The sequence below is a fragment of the Methylobacterium sp. Leaf117 genome (assembly GCF_001422985.1).
Lineage (GTDB): Bacteria > Pseudomonadota > Alphaproteobacteria > Rhizobiales > Beijerinckiaceae > Methylobacterium.
Window position 1 is genome coordinate 711093 of record NZ_LMNL01000034.1, and the last position, 16600, is coordinate 727692.

At 72.6% G+C, this 16600-nt stretch carries 16 protein-coding genes; 6 read left to right on the forward strand and 10 right to left on the reverse strand.

Annotated elements, in window-relative coordinates; translation table 11 throughout:
* From rlmJ to ASF57_RS17930, 4 genes are all read right to left on the reverse strand, one after another.
* Positions 1-846, reverse strand: a complete 846-nt coding sequence (rlmJ, locus tag ASF57_RS17915; RefSeq protein ID WP_056485554.1) for a 23S rRNA (adenine(2030)-N(6))-methyltransferase RlmJ — start codon at positions 844-846, stop codon at positions 1-3.
* Between the two features lie 63 nt (positions 847-909).
* Entirely contained in the window at positions 910-1530 is a 621-nt protein-coding gene (locus tag ASF57_RS17920) for a ribonuclease T2 (RefSeq protein WP_056486137.1), read from the reverse strand.
* A gap of 62 nt (positions 1531-1592) precedes the next feature.
* Positions 1593-2060, reverse strand: coding sequence for a hypothetical protein (locus ASF57_RS17925; RefSeq protein ID WP_056485557.1), 468 nt, complete (start codon positions 2058-2060; stop codon positions 1593-1595).
* A 174-nt stretch (positions 2061-2234) separates the two neighbouring features.
* Entirely contained in the window at positions 2235-3287 is a 1053-nt protein-coding gene (locus ASF57_RS17930) for an extensin family protein (RefSeq protein ID WP_056187462.1), read from the reverse strand.
* 111 nt (positions 3288-3398) lie between these two features.
* Between ASF57_RS17930 and ASF57_RS17935 the strand changes: the two genes are divergently transcribed.
* Complete coding sequence (locus ASF57_RS17935) at positions 3399-4631, forward strand: amidase (protein WP_056485560.1); 1233 nt, start codon at positions 3399-3401, stop codon at positions 4629-4631.
* Between the two features lie 82 nt (positions 4632-4713).
* On the forward strand, positions 4714-5475 hold the full coding sequence (locus ASF57_RS17940; RefSeq protein WP_056485566.1) for a methyltransferase domain-containing protein: 762 nt from the start codon (positions 4714-4716) through the stop codon (positions 5473-5475).
* A 62-nt stretch (positions 5476-5537) separates the two neighbouring features.
* Here the strand turns inward: ASF57_RS17940 and metW are convergent, their stop codons facing one another.
* Both metW and ASF57_RS17950 read right to left on the reverse strand, forming a co-directional pair.
* The gene (gene metW / locus ASF57_RS17945) at positions 5538-6224 is read right to left on the reverse strand and encodes a methionine biosynthesis protein MetW (protein WP_056188009.1); all 687 of its coding nucleotides are present in this window, start codon (positions 6222-6224) and stop codon (positions 5538-5540) included.
* An 11-nt stretch (positions 6225-6235) separates the two neighbouring features.
* On the reverse strand, positions 6236-7453 hold the full coding sequence (locus tag ASF57_RS17950) for a homoserine O-acetyltransferase (protein WP_056485568.1): 1218 nt from the start codon (positions 7451-7453) through the stop codon (positions 6236-6238).
* A 271-nt stretch (positions 7454-7724) separates the two neighbouring features.
* Between ASF57_RS17950 and ASF57_RS17955 the strand changes: the two genes are divergently transcribed.
* From ASF57_RS17955 to ASF57_RS17970, 4 genes are all read left to right on the forward strand, one after another.
* Positions 7725-8588, forward strand: coding sequence for a chorismate mutase (locus tag ASF57_RS17955; RefSeq protein WP_056485571.1), 864 nt, complete (start codon positions 7725-7727; stop codon positions 8586-8588).
* 123 nt (positions 8589-8711) lie between these two features.
* Positions 8712-9701 carry an Ldh family oxidoreductase gene (locus ASF57_RS17960; protein ID WP_056485574.1) on the forward strand — a complete coding sequence of 330 codons (990 nt, stop codon included), beginning with the start codon at positions 8712-8714 and terminating at the stop codon, positions 9699-9701.
* Positions 9702-9927: 226 nt separating this feature from the next.
* Positions 9928-11076, forward strand: a complete 1149-nt coding sequence (locus tag ASF57_RS17965; RefSeq protein WP_156376215.1) for a histidinol-phosphate transaminase — start codon at positions 9928-9930, stop codon at positions 11074-11076.
* A gap of 1 nt (position 11077) precedes the next feature.
* The gene (locus tag ASF57_RS17970) at positions 11078-12040 is read left to right on the forward strand and encodes a prephenate/arogenate dehydrogenase family protein (protein ID WP_244477022.1); all 963 of its coding nucleotides are present in this window, start codon (positions 11078-11080) and stop codon (positions 12038-12040) included.
* 27 nt (positions 12041-12067) lie between these two features.
* Here ASF57_RS17970 and ASF57_RS17975 read toward each other — a convergent pair whose 3' ends face one another.
* The 4 genes from ASF57_RS17975 to ggt form a co-directional block, all read right to left on the reverse strand.
* A complete protein-coding gene (locus ASF57_RS17975) occupies positions 12068-13150 on the reverse strand; it encodes a DUF2125 domain-containing protein (protein ID WP_056485577.1) in 1083 nt (360 codons plus the stop codon).
* A 190-nt stretch (positions 13151-13340) separates the two neighbouring features.
* A complete protein-coding gene (locus ASF57_RS17980; protein WP_056187485.1) occupies positions 13341-13787 on the reverse strand; it encodes a hypothetical protein in 447 nt (148 codons plus the stop codon).
* 112 nt (positions 13788-13899) lie between these two features.
* Positions 13900-14709 carry a lysophospholipid acyltransferase family protein gene (locus ASF57_RS17985; protein WP_056485580.1) on the reverse strand — a complete coding sequence of 270 codons (810 nt, stop codon included), beginning with the start codon at positions 14707-14709 and terminating at the stop codon, positions 13900-13902.
* A gap of 109 nt (positions 14710-14818) precedes the next feature.
* The gene (gene ggt, locus ASF57_RS17990; RefSeq protein WP_082504106.1) at positions 14819-16600 is read right to left on the reverse strand and encodes a gamma-glutamyltransferase; all 1782 of its coding nucleotides are present in this window, start codon (positions 16598-16600) and stop codon (positions 14819-14821) included.

Sequence of the window (16600 nt, forward strand, 5' to 3'; positions counted from 1 at the left end):
TCAGGCCGCGGCGCCGAAGGCCTCGCACCGGAAGGCGCCGTAATCGGTGCGGGCGAGGCGTTCGGCCAGAGCCGGCAGGAACAACGTCGCCTCCTCGGCGAGCCGCCACGGCGGGTTGATGACGATGAGGCCGTTGCCGTTGAGCCGAGCCGGATCGGGCTCGGACACCAGGAGGTCGAGGCGCAGGGCCGGGCGGGTCAGAACCCGGTCGAGCTGCGCCACCATGTGGTCGACCTTGGCCACATCCTTGATCGGGTACCAGCCGAGATAGATGCCGGTGGGCCACTTGGCGACCGCCCGGGCCAATGCGGTCCCGAGGCGGTCGATCTCGCCCAGCTCCTCGTAGGGCGGGTCGATCAGGACCACGCCACGGCGCTCGGGGGGCGGGATCAGCGCGTTGAGCGCCGTCCAGCCGTCGAGATGCATCACCTTCGACAGGGAATCCTGGTTGAAGCGCAGCCGCAGGGTCTCGGCATCGGCCGGATGCAATTCCACGAACACGCCCTGGTCGGTGGGGCGCAGGAACTCCCGGATCAGGGCGGGCGAGCCCGGATAGGTGTCGGCCCCGTGCCGCTCCCGCACCGCCGCCACAGCCGCGCGGTAGGGCGCGAGCAGGGCTTCCACGGCCTCGGGGAAGGGCGTGTCGAGGCGACCCCAGCCGTCACGCCACTCGCCGGTGCGGCCGGCCTCGTCGGCGGTGAGGTCGTAGAAGCCGAGGCCCGCATGGGTGTCGATCGCCCGGAAGCCCGTCGGCTTCAGGCAGAGATGCGCCAGCACCCGGCTCAGCACGAGATGCTTCAGGACATCGGCGAAATTGCCGGCGTGGAAGGCGTGGCGGTAATTCATGGGGTCCGGGTCTGTCTCACCCCGCCCCCGGCGCTCCGGCGCGGGGTGGGATCGCGCCATCCTCTAGCGCGCGGCGTCGATGGCAACCTCGTCCGAGCGGCAATTCTGGCGGGCCACCTCGGGGCAGGGGGTGAAGCCGCGCAGATCCTTGGAGAAGCAGATCCGCACCTCCTGGAGCTGGCCGCTCCGGCAGGTGACCGACATCATGTCGGGGCGCAGGCCACGGTTGGCCGCGACGAACTGCCGGGCGATCTCGATCGGCGCCAGCCGCGTATCGCGCTCCGGCGCCTGGAAGGCATCCGGAATGGTCACCGCCGCGCGGGCGTCGCGCGCCGCCTGGAAATAGGAGACCGGGTCGAGCCCCGAACAGGTGCCGTGGGTGCGCCACTCGTGCCGAGCCAGGCCCTCGCTCGGATAGACCTCGCCCGCCACCGCGATCGCCTGTCGGGTCGGCGAGCGCTCGACGGAGGAGCAGTTGGCCGGATAGCCGCGGGTGTATTGCGGCCACAGGCCGTGGACGACGAAGCCGAGGCCGCGTCCCGGCCGGCACTGGCCCTGCGCCTCGCGCCGGGCGCCCGGCCCCTCGCAATAGGTCGGCGACCAGGACAGGGCCAGGACGTAGAAGTCGAAGGAGCCCGGCGTGGCGCCGCGCTCGAAGCCCTGGGCCAGCGCGGGCGACGCCATCAGCGCCAGGGTCAGGCCCGCCAAGGCGCCGCGTGCGCGCGCCCCAGGCCCGGCGACAGGCCTCACGGACGGGCTTCGCGGCAGGCCGAGGAATAGGCGTAGGAGAGGTTGCGATCGAGGCCGTGGACGCAGAACTCGATGCCCCAATCGGCGCCGATGATCCCGAGACCGTCGCGCACGGAGTAATCGACCTTGCGGCGGATGCCATCCGAGGTGGTGGCGACCGCGCTGCAGAAGCGGCGCGGAACGTAGTCGAGGCCCCAGGGCCGCCACGCCGTGCGCTCGATGTGCTCGTAGCGCAGGATGGTCAGGGACGAGTTCCAGAACTTCGTCTCCTTCTCGGCGAAGTGCGACGAGAGTCGCTCCAGCACCTCGGGGGCCTGGCAGCCGGGGATGTCGGCCTCGTAGTTGAACTCGCGCTCCTCGGCGGGCGTGATCTCCTCGCGGCCGGAACGGGCGAGCGCCGGCTGAAGGCTGCCCGCCAGGACGAGGCCGAGGGCGAGGGCGGTGGAGAGGGGGTTCGGGCGCATGCCGGCGTCTTTGTTCCGCTGGAGTCCGTGAAGCTTGCCCGGACGATGGCGCCTGGCTCGGCGCTGTCAAGCACGGCGCCGGCCGCGCCGTCGTTTTCCGGGCGCCCTGGGGTTCGCCGGGCACACCTGATCAGGAGGGAGAGATCCCCCCGCGTCACACGACGTTTCGAGCCGTCAGTAGATCGGTTCGGCGAGGCCGGGACCGGCCGAACCCGGGGCGGCGAGCGAGAGCGGCTCGGCCTCGAATTCATGCGGCGGCAGGGCGGCCGCGACGCGGGAGCCCGGGACGCGCGCAACCGCCGGGCGCGACGCGGCGGCAACAGCCGCCGGGGGCGAGCGCATCGGCGCGGCCGGCGCCCGGGCGAGCTGCGAGGCGGCCGAAGAGGCCGGCGAAGAGGTTGGCGCCCGGGCGGGTTGGCGGGCCGACATCGGCGTCACGCCGTAGGGATCGTCCTCCTCCACGTCGATCGGGGCCTGCGGCGGGGCCGGCAGCCGCTCCGGCGGACGCGGCCGGGCGGTGGCGCGCGGCACGCCGTCGCCGCCGAGCTGGGGCACGAACTTGATCAGCGGCTGGCAGATGCGGCGCAGGCCGCGCGGATCGTGGCGGGCGAGGTCGACGTGGATGTGGTCGTAGTGGAACACGTTCGAGCCCGGCGCCAGCACGGTGGAGAACCGGGCGCAGGCCCCGAGGAAGACCTCGCGCAGGAAGCCCTGCTCGGCCTCGGTGCCGCGCCAGCCGCCCTTCACCGTGATGACGTAGCCGTCGGCGAGCTTGAACGACATGATGTCGACGGCATTGCCGAAGGAATGCTCGGAGAGCTTGGCACCGGCCTGGTTGTTGCGGCCCCGGCAGGCATAGGTGCCGGCATTGATCTCGGCCACGGGCTGGCCGAAATACAGGTTGGCCGCCGGCTGGATCGTGTCGGCGAGCCAGGCCTCGGCCTCGGCCAGCGCCGGGCAGGCCAGGGTCACGCGCTGCTTGAGGGCCACGGTGCCCTTGCCGAGGCGGGTGACGCGGTAGGGCTGCAGCATCCCGCAGACGCCCGGCCCGCTGATCTCCTTGGACGGGGTGACGAACTCCGTCGTCTCCACGAGACGCTTGGCGTTGCAGGCCTGCTCGGTCTGGTCACGCCAGGGCTCGCGCTGCTCAAACTTGTTGAGTGCACAGCCGGTGAGGCCCGCGCCGAACAGCGTCAGGGCCGAGAACGCGAATACGCTACGCCACATGATGCGGACGATGCGCAGCGTTGCGTAAACGATGCGTCAACGATGCGGCGCGGAACCCGTGGGCTGTGGACGGGTGTTGACAGCGGCGCTTCGAGACGGGACCAAGCCTCCATGCTGTCCCTCGTCGATCTCCGCACCCGCATCGCCGCCGGTCATCTCGATCCCGCCGGCGCCATCCGTCTCGCCGAAGCCGCCATCGCGGCCCACGACCCCGGCATCGGGGCGATCGTGAGCCGAAATCCCACGCCGAAGGTCTCCGAAGCGGGACCGCTGGCCGGCATCGCCGTGGGCATCAAGGACATCATCGACACGGCCGACCTGCCGACCCAGATGGGGTCGCCGATCTATGCCGGCTGGCAGCCGAAGGCGGACGCCGCCATCGTGGCGCGGCTGCGGGCGCTCGGGGCTGTGCCGCTGGTCAAGACCACCACCTCGCCCTTCGCGAGCCACGACCCGACCGCGACGGTGAACCCGCGCGATCGCGGCCACACTCCCGGCGGCTCCTCGGCCGGCTCGGCCGCGGCCGTCGCGGCCGGGATGGTTCCCCTGGCGCTCGGCACCCAGACCGGCGGCTCGGTCATTCGTCCGGCGGCCTTCTGCGGCGTCGCGGCGATCAAGCCCTCGTTCCGCCTCCTGCCGACGGTGGGGGTGAAGACCTTCTCGTGGGCGCTGGACACCCTCGGGCTGTTCGGCGCCGGCATCGCCGACATCGCCCAGGCCCTGAGCCTGATCGCGGATCGGCCGGCCCTGGATCTCGGCGACGACGCGCCCGCCCCGCGCATCGGCCTGTGCCTGCAGGGCTTCGCCGCGGCCCCCGACGCGGCGGCGCTGGCCGCGCTCGACCGCGCCGCCCGCGCGGCCGAGGCCGCCGGGGCCCGGGTCGCGGACCTGACCCTGCCGGCGCCGCTGCCCGAGGCCTGGGCCCGCCATCCCGTCATCCAGGATTACGAGGCGCGCCAGGCCCTGGCCTGGGAATACGCCCATCACCGCGCGCATCTCAGCCCGGAGCTCGGCGAACAGCTCGACGCGGCGCAGACCCTCGTCGCCGCCCAGTACGACGAGGCCCGCCGCAGCGCGCACCGCGCCCGGCGCGTCCTCAAGGACCTGTTCGGCGAGATCGACGTCATCCTGACCCTGTCCGCCCCGGGCCGGGCCCCGGCCGGCCTCGGCACCACGGGCGACGCCCGCTTCAACCGGCTCTGGACCCTGATGGGCGTCCCCTGCGTGACCGTCCCGGTCCCCGGCGACGGCCTACCGCTGGGCGTCCAGATCGTCGCCCGCTTCGGCGACGACGGACGCGCCCTCGCGGTGGCCCGGATGATCGAGCGGGCGCTGGCAGCTTAGCTCCGGAAAGAACGCCGTGAGTCGAACCCGTCCCGGCGCCAGCGCCGGCCTTTCCCCGCCCGGCCTCTCACCGATCGCCCCGATGCGTTCCTGGAAGCAGGCTGTGGCCCGGGCCTTCGACGGGGCCGAGGGCTATGACGGCGCGGCGGCGATCCAGGCCCTGGTCGCTGACCGGCTGGCGGCGCGCATCGCGGCCGCGCCGCTGGCGCCCGCGCCACGCATCCTCGAGGTCGGCTGCGGCACCGGATTGCTGACCGGCGCCCTGCACCGGGCCTTCCCGGACGGGTCCCTCCTCGCCACCGATCTCGCGCCCGCCATGATCCTGCGCTGCCGCACGCGGCTCAGCCGCGCGCAGGCCCTTCGCCTCTGCGTGATGGATGCCGAGCGGCCCTGCCTGGCACCCGGCTTCGATCTCATCGCCTCCAGCCTGGCGGCGCAATGGTTCGAGGACCTCGCCGGCACGCTGGCCCGCCTCGCCGGCCTGCTGGCACCCGGCGGCCTGCTGGCGGTGGCGACTCTGGCCTCGGGCACCTTCGCCGAGTGGCGGGCGGCCCACGCCGCCCTCGGCCTGGAGGCGGCGACGCCGCGCTATCCCACCCGGGCGGATCTGGCGGCACTCACCATTCCCGGCTGTACCCTCGCGGTCTCGACCGAGCCCCTCGGCGAATCCCACGCCGATGGCTGCGCCTTCCTGGGGGCCTTGCGGGCCATCGGGGCCGGCACGCCGGGAGTGGGGACGCCGCTCTCTCCGGGCGCCCTGCGGCGGGTGCTGCGGCGGTTCGAGGCCGGTGGGGCGCAGGTGACCTACGAGGTCGCGACCCTGATCATCCGGCGTGAGCCCTGAGACTCCCGGACGAGCCGGGGGTTTTCACGTGCAACAGGGAGTCCAACAGGGACTCGCGCGTTTCAGGCCGCCGGAGGTCCGGCACCGGCCTCGCGGCGGCGCAGCAGGAACACGCCCTGCGCGCCCATCAGGTTCCAAACCCACCAGGGCATCGAGAACCGCATCGGCCGGCCCCGCGCGTCGAGGGCGGTCGCCTTCTCGATCTCGGCATTGACCGTCCGGCACAGGCCGACGAAGTCCCGGATGGTGCAGTGGTGGATGTTCGGGGTCTCGTACCATTCCTCGGGCATCAGGGCCGTGACCGGCATCCGCCCCCGCAGCGCCAGTTCCGAGCGCACCCGCCAATGGCCGAAATTCGGGAACGAGATGATCACCTGGCGCCCGATGCGCAGGAGGTGCTCCAGCACGATGCGGGGATTGCGCGTCGCCTGGATGGTCTGGGACAGGACCACCACGTCGAAGGCGTCGTCGGGGTAGTTCGCCAGATCCGTGTCCGCATCGCCCTGGATCACCGGCAGGCCCTGGGCGAGGCAGGCATTCACGCCCTCGCGCGAGAGTTCGATGCCGCGCCCGTCGACGCCGCGCCGGTCGCGCAGCAGAGCCAGCAGGGCTCCGTCGCCGCAGCCGATGTCGAGCACCCGGGCATTCGGAGGCACCAGATCGAGCACCACCAGGTGATCGACGCGGGTGCTGCCGGCTTCCGCCCGCGGCAGCGTCTGCGCCGTCTCCCAGGGCCGGGGGGCGGACATGTCCGGCCGCGTCACAGGCCGCGGGCCCGGGCGGCGGCGTCGATGAAGCCGCGCGCGGCGGCGAACATCACTGGTTCGTCGAGCAGGAAGGCGTCGTGGCCCTTGTCGCTCTCCACCTCGACGAAGGCGACGGGGGCCGAGGCGGCGTTCAGCGCGTGCACGATGGCGCGGGATTCCGAGGTCGGGAACAGCCAGTCGGAGGTGAAGGACATCACGCAGAACCGCGTCTTCGTCCCCTTGAAGGCGTTGGCGAGCACGCCGCCCGTGTCGGCAGCGAGGTCGAAGTAATCCATCGCCCGGGTGAGGTAGAGATAGGCGTTGGCGTCGAAGCGCTCGACGAAGCTGAGGCCCTGGTGGCGCAGGTAGCTCTCGATCTGGAAATCGGCGTTGAACGAGAAGGTCGGCGCCGAGCCGCCCTGAAAGCGCCGGCCGAACTTCCGGTGCAGGGCCGGCTCGGACAGATAGGTGATGTGGGCGCCCATGCGGGCGACGCCGAGGCCCTTGGCGGGGCGGCTGCCGACTTCGAGGTAGCGCCCCTCCGCCCAGGCGGGATCGGCCATGATCGCCTGGCGCCCGACCTCGTGGAAGGCGATGTTCTGCGCCGAATGGCGCGGACCCGTGGCGATCGGCATCGCGGCGAAGACCCGCTCGGGGTAGCTCGCCGCCCATTGCAGCACCTGCATCCCGCCCATGGAGCCGCCGATGCAGAGGAACAGGTCGCGGATGCCGAGCCGGTCGAGCAGCATCGCCTGGGCGCGGACCATGTCGCGGATGGTCACCAGGGGAAAGTCGAGCCCGTAGGCCCGGCCGGTGTCCGGGTCGAGGGAGGCCGGGCCGGTGGAGCCCATGCAGGAGCCGATGACGTTCGAGCAGACGACGAAGTAGCGGTCGGTGTCGACGGGCTTGCCCGGCCCCACCAGGGTCTCCCACCAGCCGCGCTTGCCCGTCACCGGATGGGTGTGGGCGAAATGCTGGTCGCCGGTCAGCGCATGGCAGATCAGGACGGCGTTGGAGCGGTCGGCGTTCAGGGTGCCGGCGGTCCGGTAGGCGATCTGGAACGGCGCCAACTGCACGCCGGCATCCATCGCCAGGGGCTCGTCCCGGCCGAACTGCGCCACGAGGCCCTGCGGTTCGCGGGCCTGCGACCCCTCCGCACCCGTGCCATCGGCGCGCGCCGGTTCGTCTTCCGGCGTGCCTGGCTTGATGGCGGTATCCAGCGACATGGGCATGAACGGGTTAGGGCATGAACGGGTTGGAGGAGGCGGCGCGGCGATCCCTGAGGGCAGGAGCGGCGAAGGCCGGTATGGCATTCGCGCAGGGACCATGCGACTCGTGGCTTTGAGGTAGTGTGCGGCCCCTCACGCGTCAACGAAAGGGCTCTGCTGCAACGCTCGGCTCTGGCCCTTCGGCCCGCGCGATCGTAGACCGGGCGGCGGTGACGGGGCGGCGAGACCCCGCCGCCGGTCGTTTCCTTCACCTCCGCACCCGCGCGAGCCCCGCATGCGCTTCACCACCAGACCCGCGCCGCCCCTCGACAACCTCGGCGACCTGCGTGCCGAGATCGACCGGATCGACGCCGAGATGCATGCCCTGCTGATCCAGCGCGGATCGATCATCGACCGGCTGATCACGGTCAAGCGCACCTCGGCCAGCGGCTCAGCCTTCCGGCCGGGACGCGAGGCCTCGATGATGCGGCGGGTGGCCGAGCGCCATCGCGGGCTGCTGCCGCTCGACACCGTGGAGGGCATCTGGCGGGTCATTATCGCCACCTTCACCTACGTGCAGGCGCCGTTCTCGGTGCATGCCGACATCTCCGGCGGGGACGCGCCGATGCGCGATTCCGCCCGCTTCCACTTCGGCTTCACGGTGCCCTATCGGCCGCACCCGACCTGCCTCGCGGTGATCGAGGCGGTGGCGGCCTCGCGCGGCGACCTCGGCATCTTCCGCCTCGATCCCGACGGCTCGGGCGCCCCCTCCGACGCGGCGCCCTGGTGGGAGGGCCTCGTCGGGGAGGGCCGCCCCAAGGTCATCGCCCGCCTGCCCTTCATCGAGCGCCCCACCCACCCGGCCGGCACCCCGGTCTTCGTGGTGTCGAACCCCCTCGACGACCCGGCCGCGGCCCAGCGCGACTGGGTCCTGCACGCCACCCGCGTCGCAGCCTGGGAGCCGGACGCCGCCCGAGCCCTGCAGGATCTCTACGGCGAGGTCGTCGCCCGCGCCCCGCGCGGCGACGGACACGGCCTGCTCCTGGCCGTCCCGGGCGGCGTCGGCGCCCGCCAGCTGCACGAGGCGCTCACCCGCGCCGGGGCCGCGCCGGAAGCCCTCGACGAGATCGGCAGCCACGCCGCGCGTTTCCGGGTCTGAGGCGTTTTTCGGGTCCGAAGCGTTTTTCGGGTCCGAGGCGTTTTTCGGATCCGAGGCGTTTTTCGGATCCGAAGCGTTTTCCAACAGTCGCCGCCCCCCGCACCGACGGAGACCGTCACGGCCATGCCGATCCTCACCCTGGAGAACGCCCACGCCTGCGTGACGGAGGCGCTGGTCCGCTGCGGCACCGGTCCGGCGGCGGCGGAGAGCACCGCCCGCGCCCTGGTGGGGGCCGAGGCCGACGGTCTGGCGGGGCACGGCCTGTCGCGGGTGCCGGCCTATGCCGCGCAGGTCCGCGCCGGCAAGGTCGCGGGGCGGGCCGAGGTCGCGGTCGAGACCCCCCGGCCCGGCCTCCTCGCGGTGGATGCCGCGCACGGCTTTGCCTATCCGGCCCTCGATGCCGCCATCGCCCATCTGCCCGCGATGGCACGCGCCCAGGGTATCGCCGCCGCCGGCATCCGGCGCTCGCACCATTGCGGCGCGGCCGGCCGCCCGGTGGAGGCCCTGGCCGAACAGGGCCTCGTCGCCCTCCTGTTCGCCAACACGCCCGCCGCGATGGCGCCGTGGGGCGGTGCGCGCGCCGTCTTCGGCACCAACCCGATCGCCTTCGCGGCCCCGGTGCCGGGCCGGGCCCCGATCGTCATCGACCTGTCCCTCTCGAAGGTGGCGCGGGGCGCCATCGTGACCGCCCGCCGGCGCGGCGAGACGCTTCCCGAGGGCTGGGCCCTCGACGCCGAGGGCCGGCCCACCACCGATCCCGACGAGGCCCTGGCCGGCACCATGGTGCCCCTGGGCGAGGCCAAGGGCACCGCCCTGGCGCTGATGGTCGAGATCCTGGCGGCCGGGCTGGTGGGGGCGCGCTTTGCCGGCGAAGCCTCCTCGTTCCTCGACGCGGCCGGCGACCCGCCCGGCACGGGCCAGCTCCTCATCGCCCTCGATGCCGGCGCCTTCTCGGCTGAGGCGGGATCGCGGTTCGCCCTGCTGGCCGAATCGATCGAGGCGCAGGACGGCGCCCGCCTGCCCGGAAGCCGGCGCCTCGCCCTGCGGGCGCGGGCGCGAACTGAGGGGCTCACCGTGTCCGAGGCGCTGCTCGCCGAGATCGCGGCCGCCTGAGGCGGCTCCGGCGCGCGTGAAACCCGGGATCGCCCTCCCGCCGGGATTCGACCGGGCAAGGATTTGGTGGGCAGGGATTTGGTGGGGCAAGGATTTGGCGGGGCAAGGATTTGACGGGGCCGGGATGGAACGCCCGATGCTCGCAAAGCCGGGCAAGCTTTGTTAGACGGACGCCAGCCCAGCCCCAGCGGCCTTCAGGTCTTCTGCTCCGATGTCCTCTGACACGATGTCTTCCGACACACTGTCTTCCACCTCACCGTCATCCGCCGCGCCATCGCGTCCGGTGCCGCGTCCGGGCGTGCTCGCCATCGAGGCCTACGTGCCGGGCAAGAGTGGCGCGCCGGGCCTCGGCACGGTGCACAAGCTCTCCTCCAACGAGACGCCGCTGGGTCCGAGCCCGAAGGCGGTGGCGGCGATGCGGGCGGAAGCGGCCAAGCTCGAACTCTATCCGGAGGGCACGTCGCGGGTGCTGCGCGAGGCGATCGCCGCCCGCTACGGCCTCGATCCGGCCCGCATCGTCTGCGGCGCGGGCTCGGACGAGCTCCTGTCGTTCCTGGCCTACGCCTATCTCGGCGCCGGCGACGAGGGCGTGTTCACCGAGCACGGCTTCCTGGTCTACCGGATCGCCATCCTGGCCGCCGGCGGCACGCCCGTGGTGGTGAAGGAGCGCGACCTGCGGGCCGATGTCGACGCCCTGCTGGCGGCCGTGACGCCGCGCACCCGGATCGTCTACCTCGCCAACCCCAACAACCCGACCGGCACCTACCTGCCCTTCGACGCGGTCCGGCGCCTGCATGCGGGCCTGCCGCCGAACGTCCTCCTGGTCCTCGACGGGGCCTATGCCGAGTACGTGCGGGCGAACGATTACAGTGCCGGCCTCGACCTCGTGCTCGAGGCCAACAACGTCGTGATGACCCGGACCTTCTCGAAGATCCACGGCCTGGCGGCGCTCCGCATCGGCTGGATGGTGGGTCCCGCCGAGGTGGTCGACGCGGTCAACCGCATCCGGGGGCCGTTCAACCTGTCGGGCGCCGGCATCGCCGCGGGGGCGGCCGCCATCGCCGACGACGTGCACGTGGCGGCGGCTGTCGCCCACAACGACACCTGGCTCGCCCGGATGACGGAGGCAGTGCAGGGGCTCGGCCTCACGGTGACGCCGAGCGTGGCGAACTTCATCCTGATCCATTTCCCCGACGAGCCGGGGCGCAGCGCGGAGGCGGCCGATGCCTTCCTGTCCGCCCGGGGCGTCATCACCCGCCGGGTCTCGTCCTACGGGCTGCCGCACGCCCTGCGGGTCACCATCGGGGGCGAGGCCGGCAACGCCGCCTTCCTCGACGCCCTGACGGCCTTCGTGCGGGGCGAGACCGGTGCCTGACATCACGACGCCTGAGATCGACACGCCCGACGTCCATACGCCCGGCATCGACACCCTGGCCATCGTCGGACTCGGGCTGATCGGCTCCTCGATCGCCCGCGGCGCCCGGCATTACGGCCTGGCCCGGCGCATCGTCGCCATCGACCGCGATCCCGGCGTGCTGGAGCGGGTGCGGGCGCTCGCCCTCGCCGACGCGGTCGCGGACGACCTCGCGACCGGCGTGGCCGAGGCCGACCTCGTCATCCTGTGCGTGCCGGTGGGCGCCGTCGGCGCGGTCGCCGAAATCATGGGACCCCACCTGAAGCCCGGCGCCATCGTGTCGGATGTGGGCTCGGTCAAGGCCTCGGTGGTCGCGGCCGTGGCGCCGCACCTGCCGGAGGGCGTCCATTTCGTGCCGGCGCATCCCGTGGCCGGCACTGAGTATTCCGGTCCCGATGCGGGGTTCTCGACCCTGTTCTCCGGGCGCTGGTGCATCCTCACGCCGGCCGAGGACACCGATCCGGCGGCGACCGCCCGGGTCCAGCGCTTCTGGGAGGGCCTGCGCGCCATCGTCGAGACGATGACGCCGGAGCATCACGACCTCGTCCTGGCGATCACCAGCCACGTGCCGCACCTCATCGCCTACAACATCGTCGGCACCGCCGCCGACCTGGAGGCGGTGACCCAGTCCGAGGTGATCAAGTTCTCGGCCGGCGGCTTCCGCGATTTCACCCGCATCGCCGCCTCCGACCCGACCATGTGGCGGGACGTGTTCCTGACCAACAAGGACGCGGTGCTGGAGATGCTGGGGCGCTTCAACGAGGATCTGGCAGCGCTGGCCCGTGCGATCCGCTGGGGCGATGGCGAGGCCCTGCACGACCTGTTCACCCGCACCCGCGCCATCCGCCGCGGCATCGTCGCCATGGGCCAGGAGACGGCGGAGGCCGATTTCGGCCGCGGTCGGCCGAACGACCCGGCGGCCTGAAGCGCCGCCGGCCCGGAATCCGGCCTCTCAGTAAAGAGGCGCCAGCTGCACGCCGGGGATCGGGAACGGGCCGAGCGTCACCCGCCCGTCACCGAGCCGCAGGGGCGGCAGGGGCTTGAGGGCATCGTCGGCCGAAGCCGCCACACCCGCCTCGGCGCTGGGTGGCGTGCGCCGGCCCATGAGCTGGCCCACGAGGCTGCCGATGAGCGCGCCCTTTTCCGCGCCGAAGCGTTGTCCCATGACCTGACCGACCAGGGCCTCGACGCCGGCCGCGCGCAGGTCGAGCTGGCCCTGCGGCCGGTGCTGCGCGTCGAGGTCGAGCCGTCCCTTGGCCTGGAGCCGGCGGTCGCCCTTGGCCAGCGACAGCAGAGCGAGGTCCAGGCTGCCGCCGGCCGCACGCCAATCCTCGAGTTCCCGGGCCACGGTGCCGGTACCGAGGGCGGTGGCGCGGTTGACGGTGGCGTCGAGGGCGAGATCGGCCGGATCGACGTTGCCGAGCGCCGCGTCGGCCAGGGGCAGGCGGATGCGGTTCACCCGCAGGCTGGTGTCGACGGCCCCCTCGGAGGCGAAGCGGCCCGGCGTCGGGCGGGCGTGGAATTCCAAGTGCCCGGTGTCGAAGTCGATCGGGTCCGCCCCGGCGCCGCGCACGGAGCCCTTGGCGTCGTTCGCCACCAGGGACGCCCGCACGAAGCCATCCGAGGCGCCGTGGAAGCTGCCCTCCAGGGAGGTCCAGGTGGCATCCGCCGTCAGGTCGCCCTGTTCCACGTGGAACGGGCCGCCGACCTCGAGGATGCCCTGGCGCGGCTGGTAGACCTGCACCACGGCGGTGACCGGCCCCAGGGTGAAGCGGCTGTCGGAGCGATCGAAGGCCAGGGAGGAGCAGCGCAGCTCGATCCGGAACGGATAGCCCGTGATGCTGCGATCGGCGCAGGTCCAGTTCCGTCCGTCGGCGGCTTCCCGGGCGAGCCACGCGTCCATCTCGGTCGTGGCCCGGTGGCGGATGTAGAACCAGCCGAGCGACCAGGCGGTCACCAGCACGGCGAGCAGGATGTAGGGGAGGAACAGCCCCTTGCGCGAGGGGGGGCGGGTCGGGGTCGGACTATGCGCCATCGCGTCTGGGTATCCTGCGCTCGCTTCACGGGATCGCGGCTCTCAGGAAGGCCGCCCGGATGCAAGGCTTGGCAGGGTTTCGGCGGCGAAAGCATGGCGGGGCCCTCATCCCGGCCCATCGGGTCTCGGCCGTCCCGCGTCGTGCGGGCCGGGCAGGCCACCCGTTTCCGGGCGACGGGCGACGCCGCGATCAGTTCGCGGCGTCGGCCCTCTGGTCGCTGCCGAGGTCGGCCACGATGGCCTCGCGCTCGGCCTCGTCCTCGGCGAGCCGATGGACATGCATCTCGGTGGCGCCCCTGTGGCGTGCCCGCGCGATCCAGTTGCGGTGCAGGCGCTCGCGCGGGCTCTGGCCGGCGGAGGCCACCGAGATCAGTTCGCCGACCCCGGACGCGTCGCGGCGCACGGCCATCACCACGGCCTCGCCCATGTCGTCGAGTTCCGGCTCCGCCAGTTCGTGGATGCCGACCACGTAGCGCCGACCGGACCGGCCGCGCCACGCGCTCAGCACCAGGGCAGGTGTCCCCCGCAGGCCGGCTGTCGTCCTCAGGCGTTCCTCGCGCACTTCCTGCCTCCGGGCTCGATCGTCCTTCAGGTCGCGAAGTGCGGCCGACCAGGACAGGGCTCTCTTGTTCGCCATTTGTTCCACATTAATCTTAACGTTTCGTTGGCGTCAAGCACGACGCCTCGACCTCCAATGAGATGGGGATGAGTGGAGTTATCCACAAGCCATACACAGGCCGGAGACGTCCTCAGGCGACGGGCGAACCCGTCCGGTCCACCCGTGTCCGAAGGTCGGGCTCGGATCCCGGACCAGCACCCGGAACGGGATGGCCGCCGGCCGCGAGTTCGGCCCGTCCGGCGGCTTCCAGCGCGTCCGAGGCCGATTCGATTCGGTCCTGCACCAGTTCGAGGAAGCGGGGCCGATCCAGGCCGGGCGGGATCGGGGCCAGGAACTCGATCACCGACGTTCCGGGGCGCCGCACCAGCCGCTGGCGGGGCCAGTGCAGGCCCGTGTTGAGGGCGACCGGCAGGCACGGCACCCCGAGGGCCGCATACAGATGGGTGATGCCGAGCTTGTAGGCAGGGGGGGCTCCGGGCGCGCGGCGCGTGCCTTCCGGGAAGATGATGAGCTGGCGGCCCGCCCGGATCGCGGCGGCGGCGGCCTCGTTCATCGTCGCCATGGCGCGGGCGCCCTTGCTGCGGTCGATGGCGACCATGCCGGCACGGGACAGGTACCAGCCGATCAGCGGAATCCAGAGCAGCTCGCGCTTGAGGATGTAGGCGAAATCCGGGAAGGCGGTGACCAGCGCCAGGGTCTCCAGGGCCGATTGATGCTTGGCCGCCACCAGGAGGGGACCGGGCGGGATGTTCTCGACGCCGCGGAACTCCACCCGGACGCCGCCGAGCACGCGCAGCAGCCACAGGGTGACGCGGCCCCAGACCTGCGCCAGCCGGATCACCGCCCGACGGGAGACGAGGGTCGGCAGGCCGGCGATCGCGATGATCGTGGTGGCGACGTAGAAGGCGAGGTTGAACGCGAGCGAACGAACGAGAAGCATCGGGAACCCGGATGAGACACCCCGGAACGGGGCGCGGCCCGACTCTCCTGTAGCGCGCAGTGCGGCCGCAGGCCAACCGAGGCTGGGTGGTCCCAGGTCGCCCCGGTGCTCAGTAGCCGTCGGCCAGGGTGCCGCGCTGGCGTGGATCGGCGGCGCCGGCGAGGAGGCCGTCGGCGGCCTGGATCGAATTGGCCGAGCCGGAGGTGGCCCCGACCTTGATCCGGTGTCCGCGCGCCCGCAGGAGCGCCAGGGTGTCGGGCGACAGGCCCTCCTCGGCCATCAGCACGTCCGGCTGCCACTGGTGGTGGATGCGCGGGGCGGCGACCGCCTCGGCGAGGTTCATGCGGAAGTCGAGGACGTTGACGATGACCTGCAGCACCGTCGAGATGATGCGGCTGCCGCCGGGACTGCCGGTCACCAGCACGAGGCGGCCGTCCCGGAACACGAAGGCGGGGGTCATGGAGGAGAGCGGCCGGGCGCCGGGCGCCACCGCGTTGGCGACGCTGCCGACGAGGCCGTAGGCGTTGCGGGCGCCGGGCTTGGCTGAAAAGTCGTCCATCTCGTTGTTCAGGAGCACGCCGGTGCCCTCGGCCACCAGGCCGATCCCGTAGGAGAAGTTCAGCGTGGTGGTGTTCGAAACCGCGTTGCCGGCTCCGTCCACCACCGAGAAATGGGTGGTCTGGTCGGATTCGTAGGGCAGGGGATCGCCGGCCTTCACCGCGTCGGCGGGCCGGGCCCGGGCCGGGTCAATGCCGGCCCGCAGGCCCGCCGCATAGGGCTTGGCGATCAGCCCCTCCACCGGGACCTGGGTGCGGGCCGGATCGCCGAGCCAGGTGGCGCGGTCGGCATAGGCCGGCTTCATCGCCTCGGCCAGGACGTGGAGGGCGTCGGCGCTGCCCGCGCCCATGCGGGCGAGGTCGAAGCCCTCCAGCACGTTGAGGATTTCGATCAGGTGTATGCCGCCCGAGCTCGGCGGCGGCATCGACGCGATGGCGTAGCCCCGGTAGGTGCCGCGCACCGGCTCCCGGAGGACGGGGCGATAGGCGGCGAGGTCCTCGGCCGTCATCACGCCGCCGGCCGCCTGCACGGAGGCGGCGATGCGGGCGGCGATGGGGCCGGTGTGGAACGCGTCCGGGCCGGAAGCCGCGATGGCCGCGAGGGTGTCGGCGAGATCGGTCTGGACCAGACGGTCGCCGCGCTGGAGGGGTTTGTCGCCGGCAAAGAAGATTTTTCGCGAGGACGGCCAGCGGCCGAGCAGCCCGGCGGCGCGGGGCAGCGAATCGGCGAGACCCGACTCCACCGGAATGCCCTCGCGGGCGAGTTTCTCCGCCGGGGCGATCAGCGCGGCCAGGGTGAAGCGGCCCGAACCGTAGAGACGATGCGCCTCAGCCAAGCCCCGCACGGTGCCGGGCACGCCCACCGCCTTGCCGGTGCGGGTGGAGGCGGCGCGGTCGGGCTCGCCCCCGGCATCGAGGAACATGTCCGAGCGGGCCGCGGCCGGAGCGGTCTCGCGATAATCGAGGGCGATGGTCTCGTCGCCCTCCGCCCGGTGAATCATCATGAAGCCGCCGCCGCCGAGATTGCCGGCGCGCGGCAGGGTGACGGCGAGGGCGAAGCCCACCGCCACGGCGGCGTCGACGGCATTGCCGCCGGCCTTCAGGATCTCGACGCCGACGCGGGTGGCCCGCGCCTCCTGCGACGCGACCATGCCGTGGGCGCCCAGCACCGGCAACAGGCGGGCGTCGTCGGACTGGATCGGCGGCGGCTCGGGTGCGGCCTGCGCGGCGCCGGACTCCCCAACGGTCCCCTGCGCCAAACCCTGTTGCACCGCGCCAGGCCCCGAAGCGGCGAGGACCAGGGCGAGGCCGAGGCGCGAAGGGGTGAGCCGCAT

Excerpts from the sequence above, each read along its gene's own strand:
- rlmJ (WP_056485554.1), bottom strand. The coding sequence starts at position 846 with ATGAATTACCGCCACGCCTTCCACGCCGGCAATTTCGCCGATGTCCTG.
- ASF57_RS17920 (WP_056486137.1), bottom strand. The coding sequence starts at position 1,530 with ATGGCGTCGCCCGCGCTGGCCCAGGGCTTCGAGCGCGGCGCCACGCCG.
- ASF57_RS17925 (WP_056485557.1), bottom strand. The coding sequence starts at position 2,060 with ATGCGCCCGAACCCCCTCTCCACCGCCCTCGCCCTCGGCCTCGTCCTG.
- ASF57_RS17930 (WP_056187462.1), bottom strand. The coding sequence starts at position 3,287 with ATGTGGCGTAGCGTATTCGCGTTCTCGGCCCTGACGCTGTTCGGCGCG.
- ASF57_RS17935 (WP_056485560.1), top strand. The coding sequence starts at position 3,399 with ATGCTGTCCCTCGTCGATCTCCGCACCCGCATCGCCGCCGGTCATCTC.
- ASF57_RS17940 (WP_056485566.1), top strand. The coding sequence starts at position 4,714 with ATGCGTTCCTGGAAGCAGGCTGTGGCCCGGGCCTTCGACGGGGCCGAG.
- metW (WP_056188009.1), bottom strand. The coding sequence starts at position 6,224 with ATGTCCGCCCCCCGGCCCTGGGAGACGGCGCAGACGCTGCCGCGGGCG.
- ASF57_RS17950 (WP_056485568.1), bottom strand. The coding sequence starts at position 7,453 with ATGCCCATGTCGCTGGATACCGCCATCAAGCCAGGCACGCCGGAAGAC.
- ASF57_RS17955 (WP_056485571.1), top strand. The coding sequence starts at position 7,725 with ATGCGCTTCACCACCAGACCCGCGCCGCCCCTCGACAACCTCGGCGAC.
- ASF57_RS17960 (WP_056485574.1), top strand. The coding sequence starts at position 8,712 with ATGCCGATCCTCACCCTGGAGAACGCCCACGCCTGCGTGACGGAGGCG.
- ASF57_RS17965 (WP_156376215.1), top strand. The coding sequence starts at position 9,928 with ATGTCTTCCGACACACTGTCTTCCACCTCACCGTCATCCGCCGCGCCA.
- ASF57_RS17975 (WP_056485577.1), bottom strand. The coding sequence starts at position 13,150 with ATGGCGCATAGTCCGACCCCGACCCGCCCCCCCTCGCGCAAGGGGCTG.
- ASF57_RS17980 (WP_056187485.1), bottom strand. The coding sequence starts at position 13,787 with ATGGCGAACAAGAGAGCCCTGTCCTGGTCGGCCGCACTTCGCGACCTG.
- ASF57_RS17985 (WP_056485580.1), bottom strand. The coding sequence starts at position 14,709 with ATGCTTCTCGTTCGTTCGCTCGCGTTCAACCTCGCCTTCTACGTCGCC.
- ggt (WP_082504106.1), bottom strand. The coding sequence starts at position 16,600 with ATGCGGCTCACCCCTTCGCGCCTCGGCCTCGCCCTGGTCCTCGCCGCT.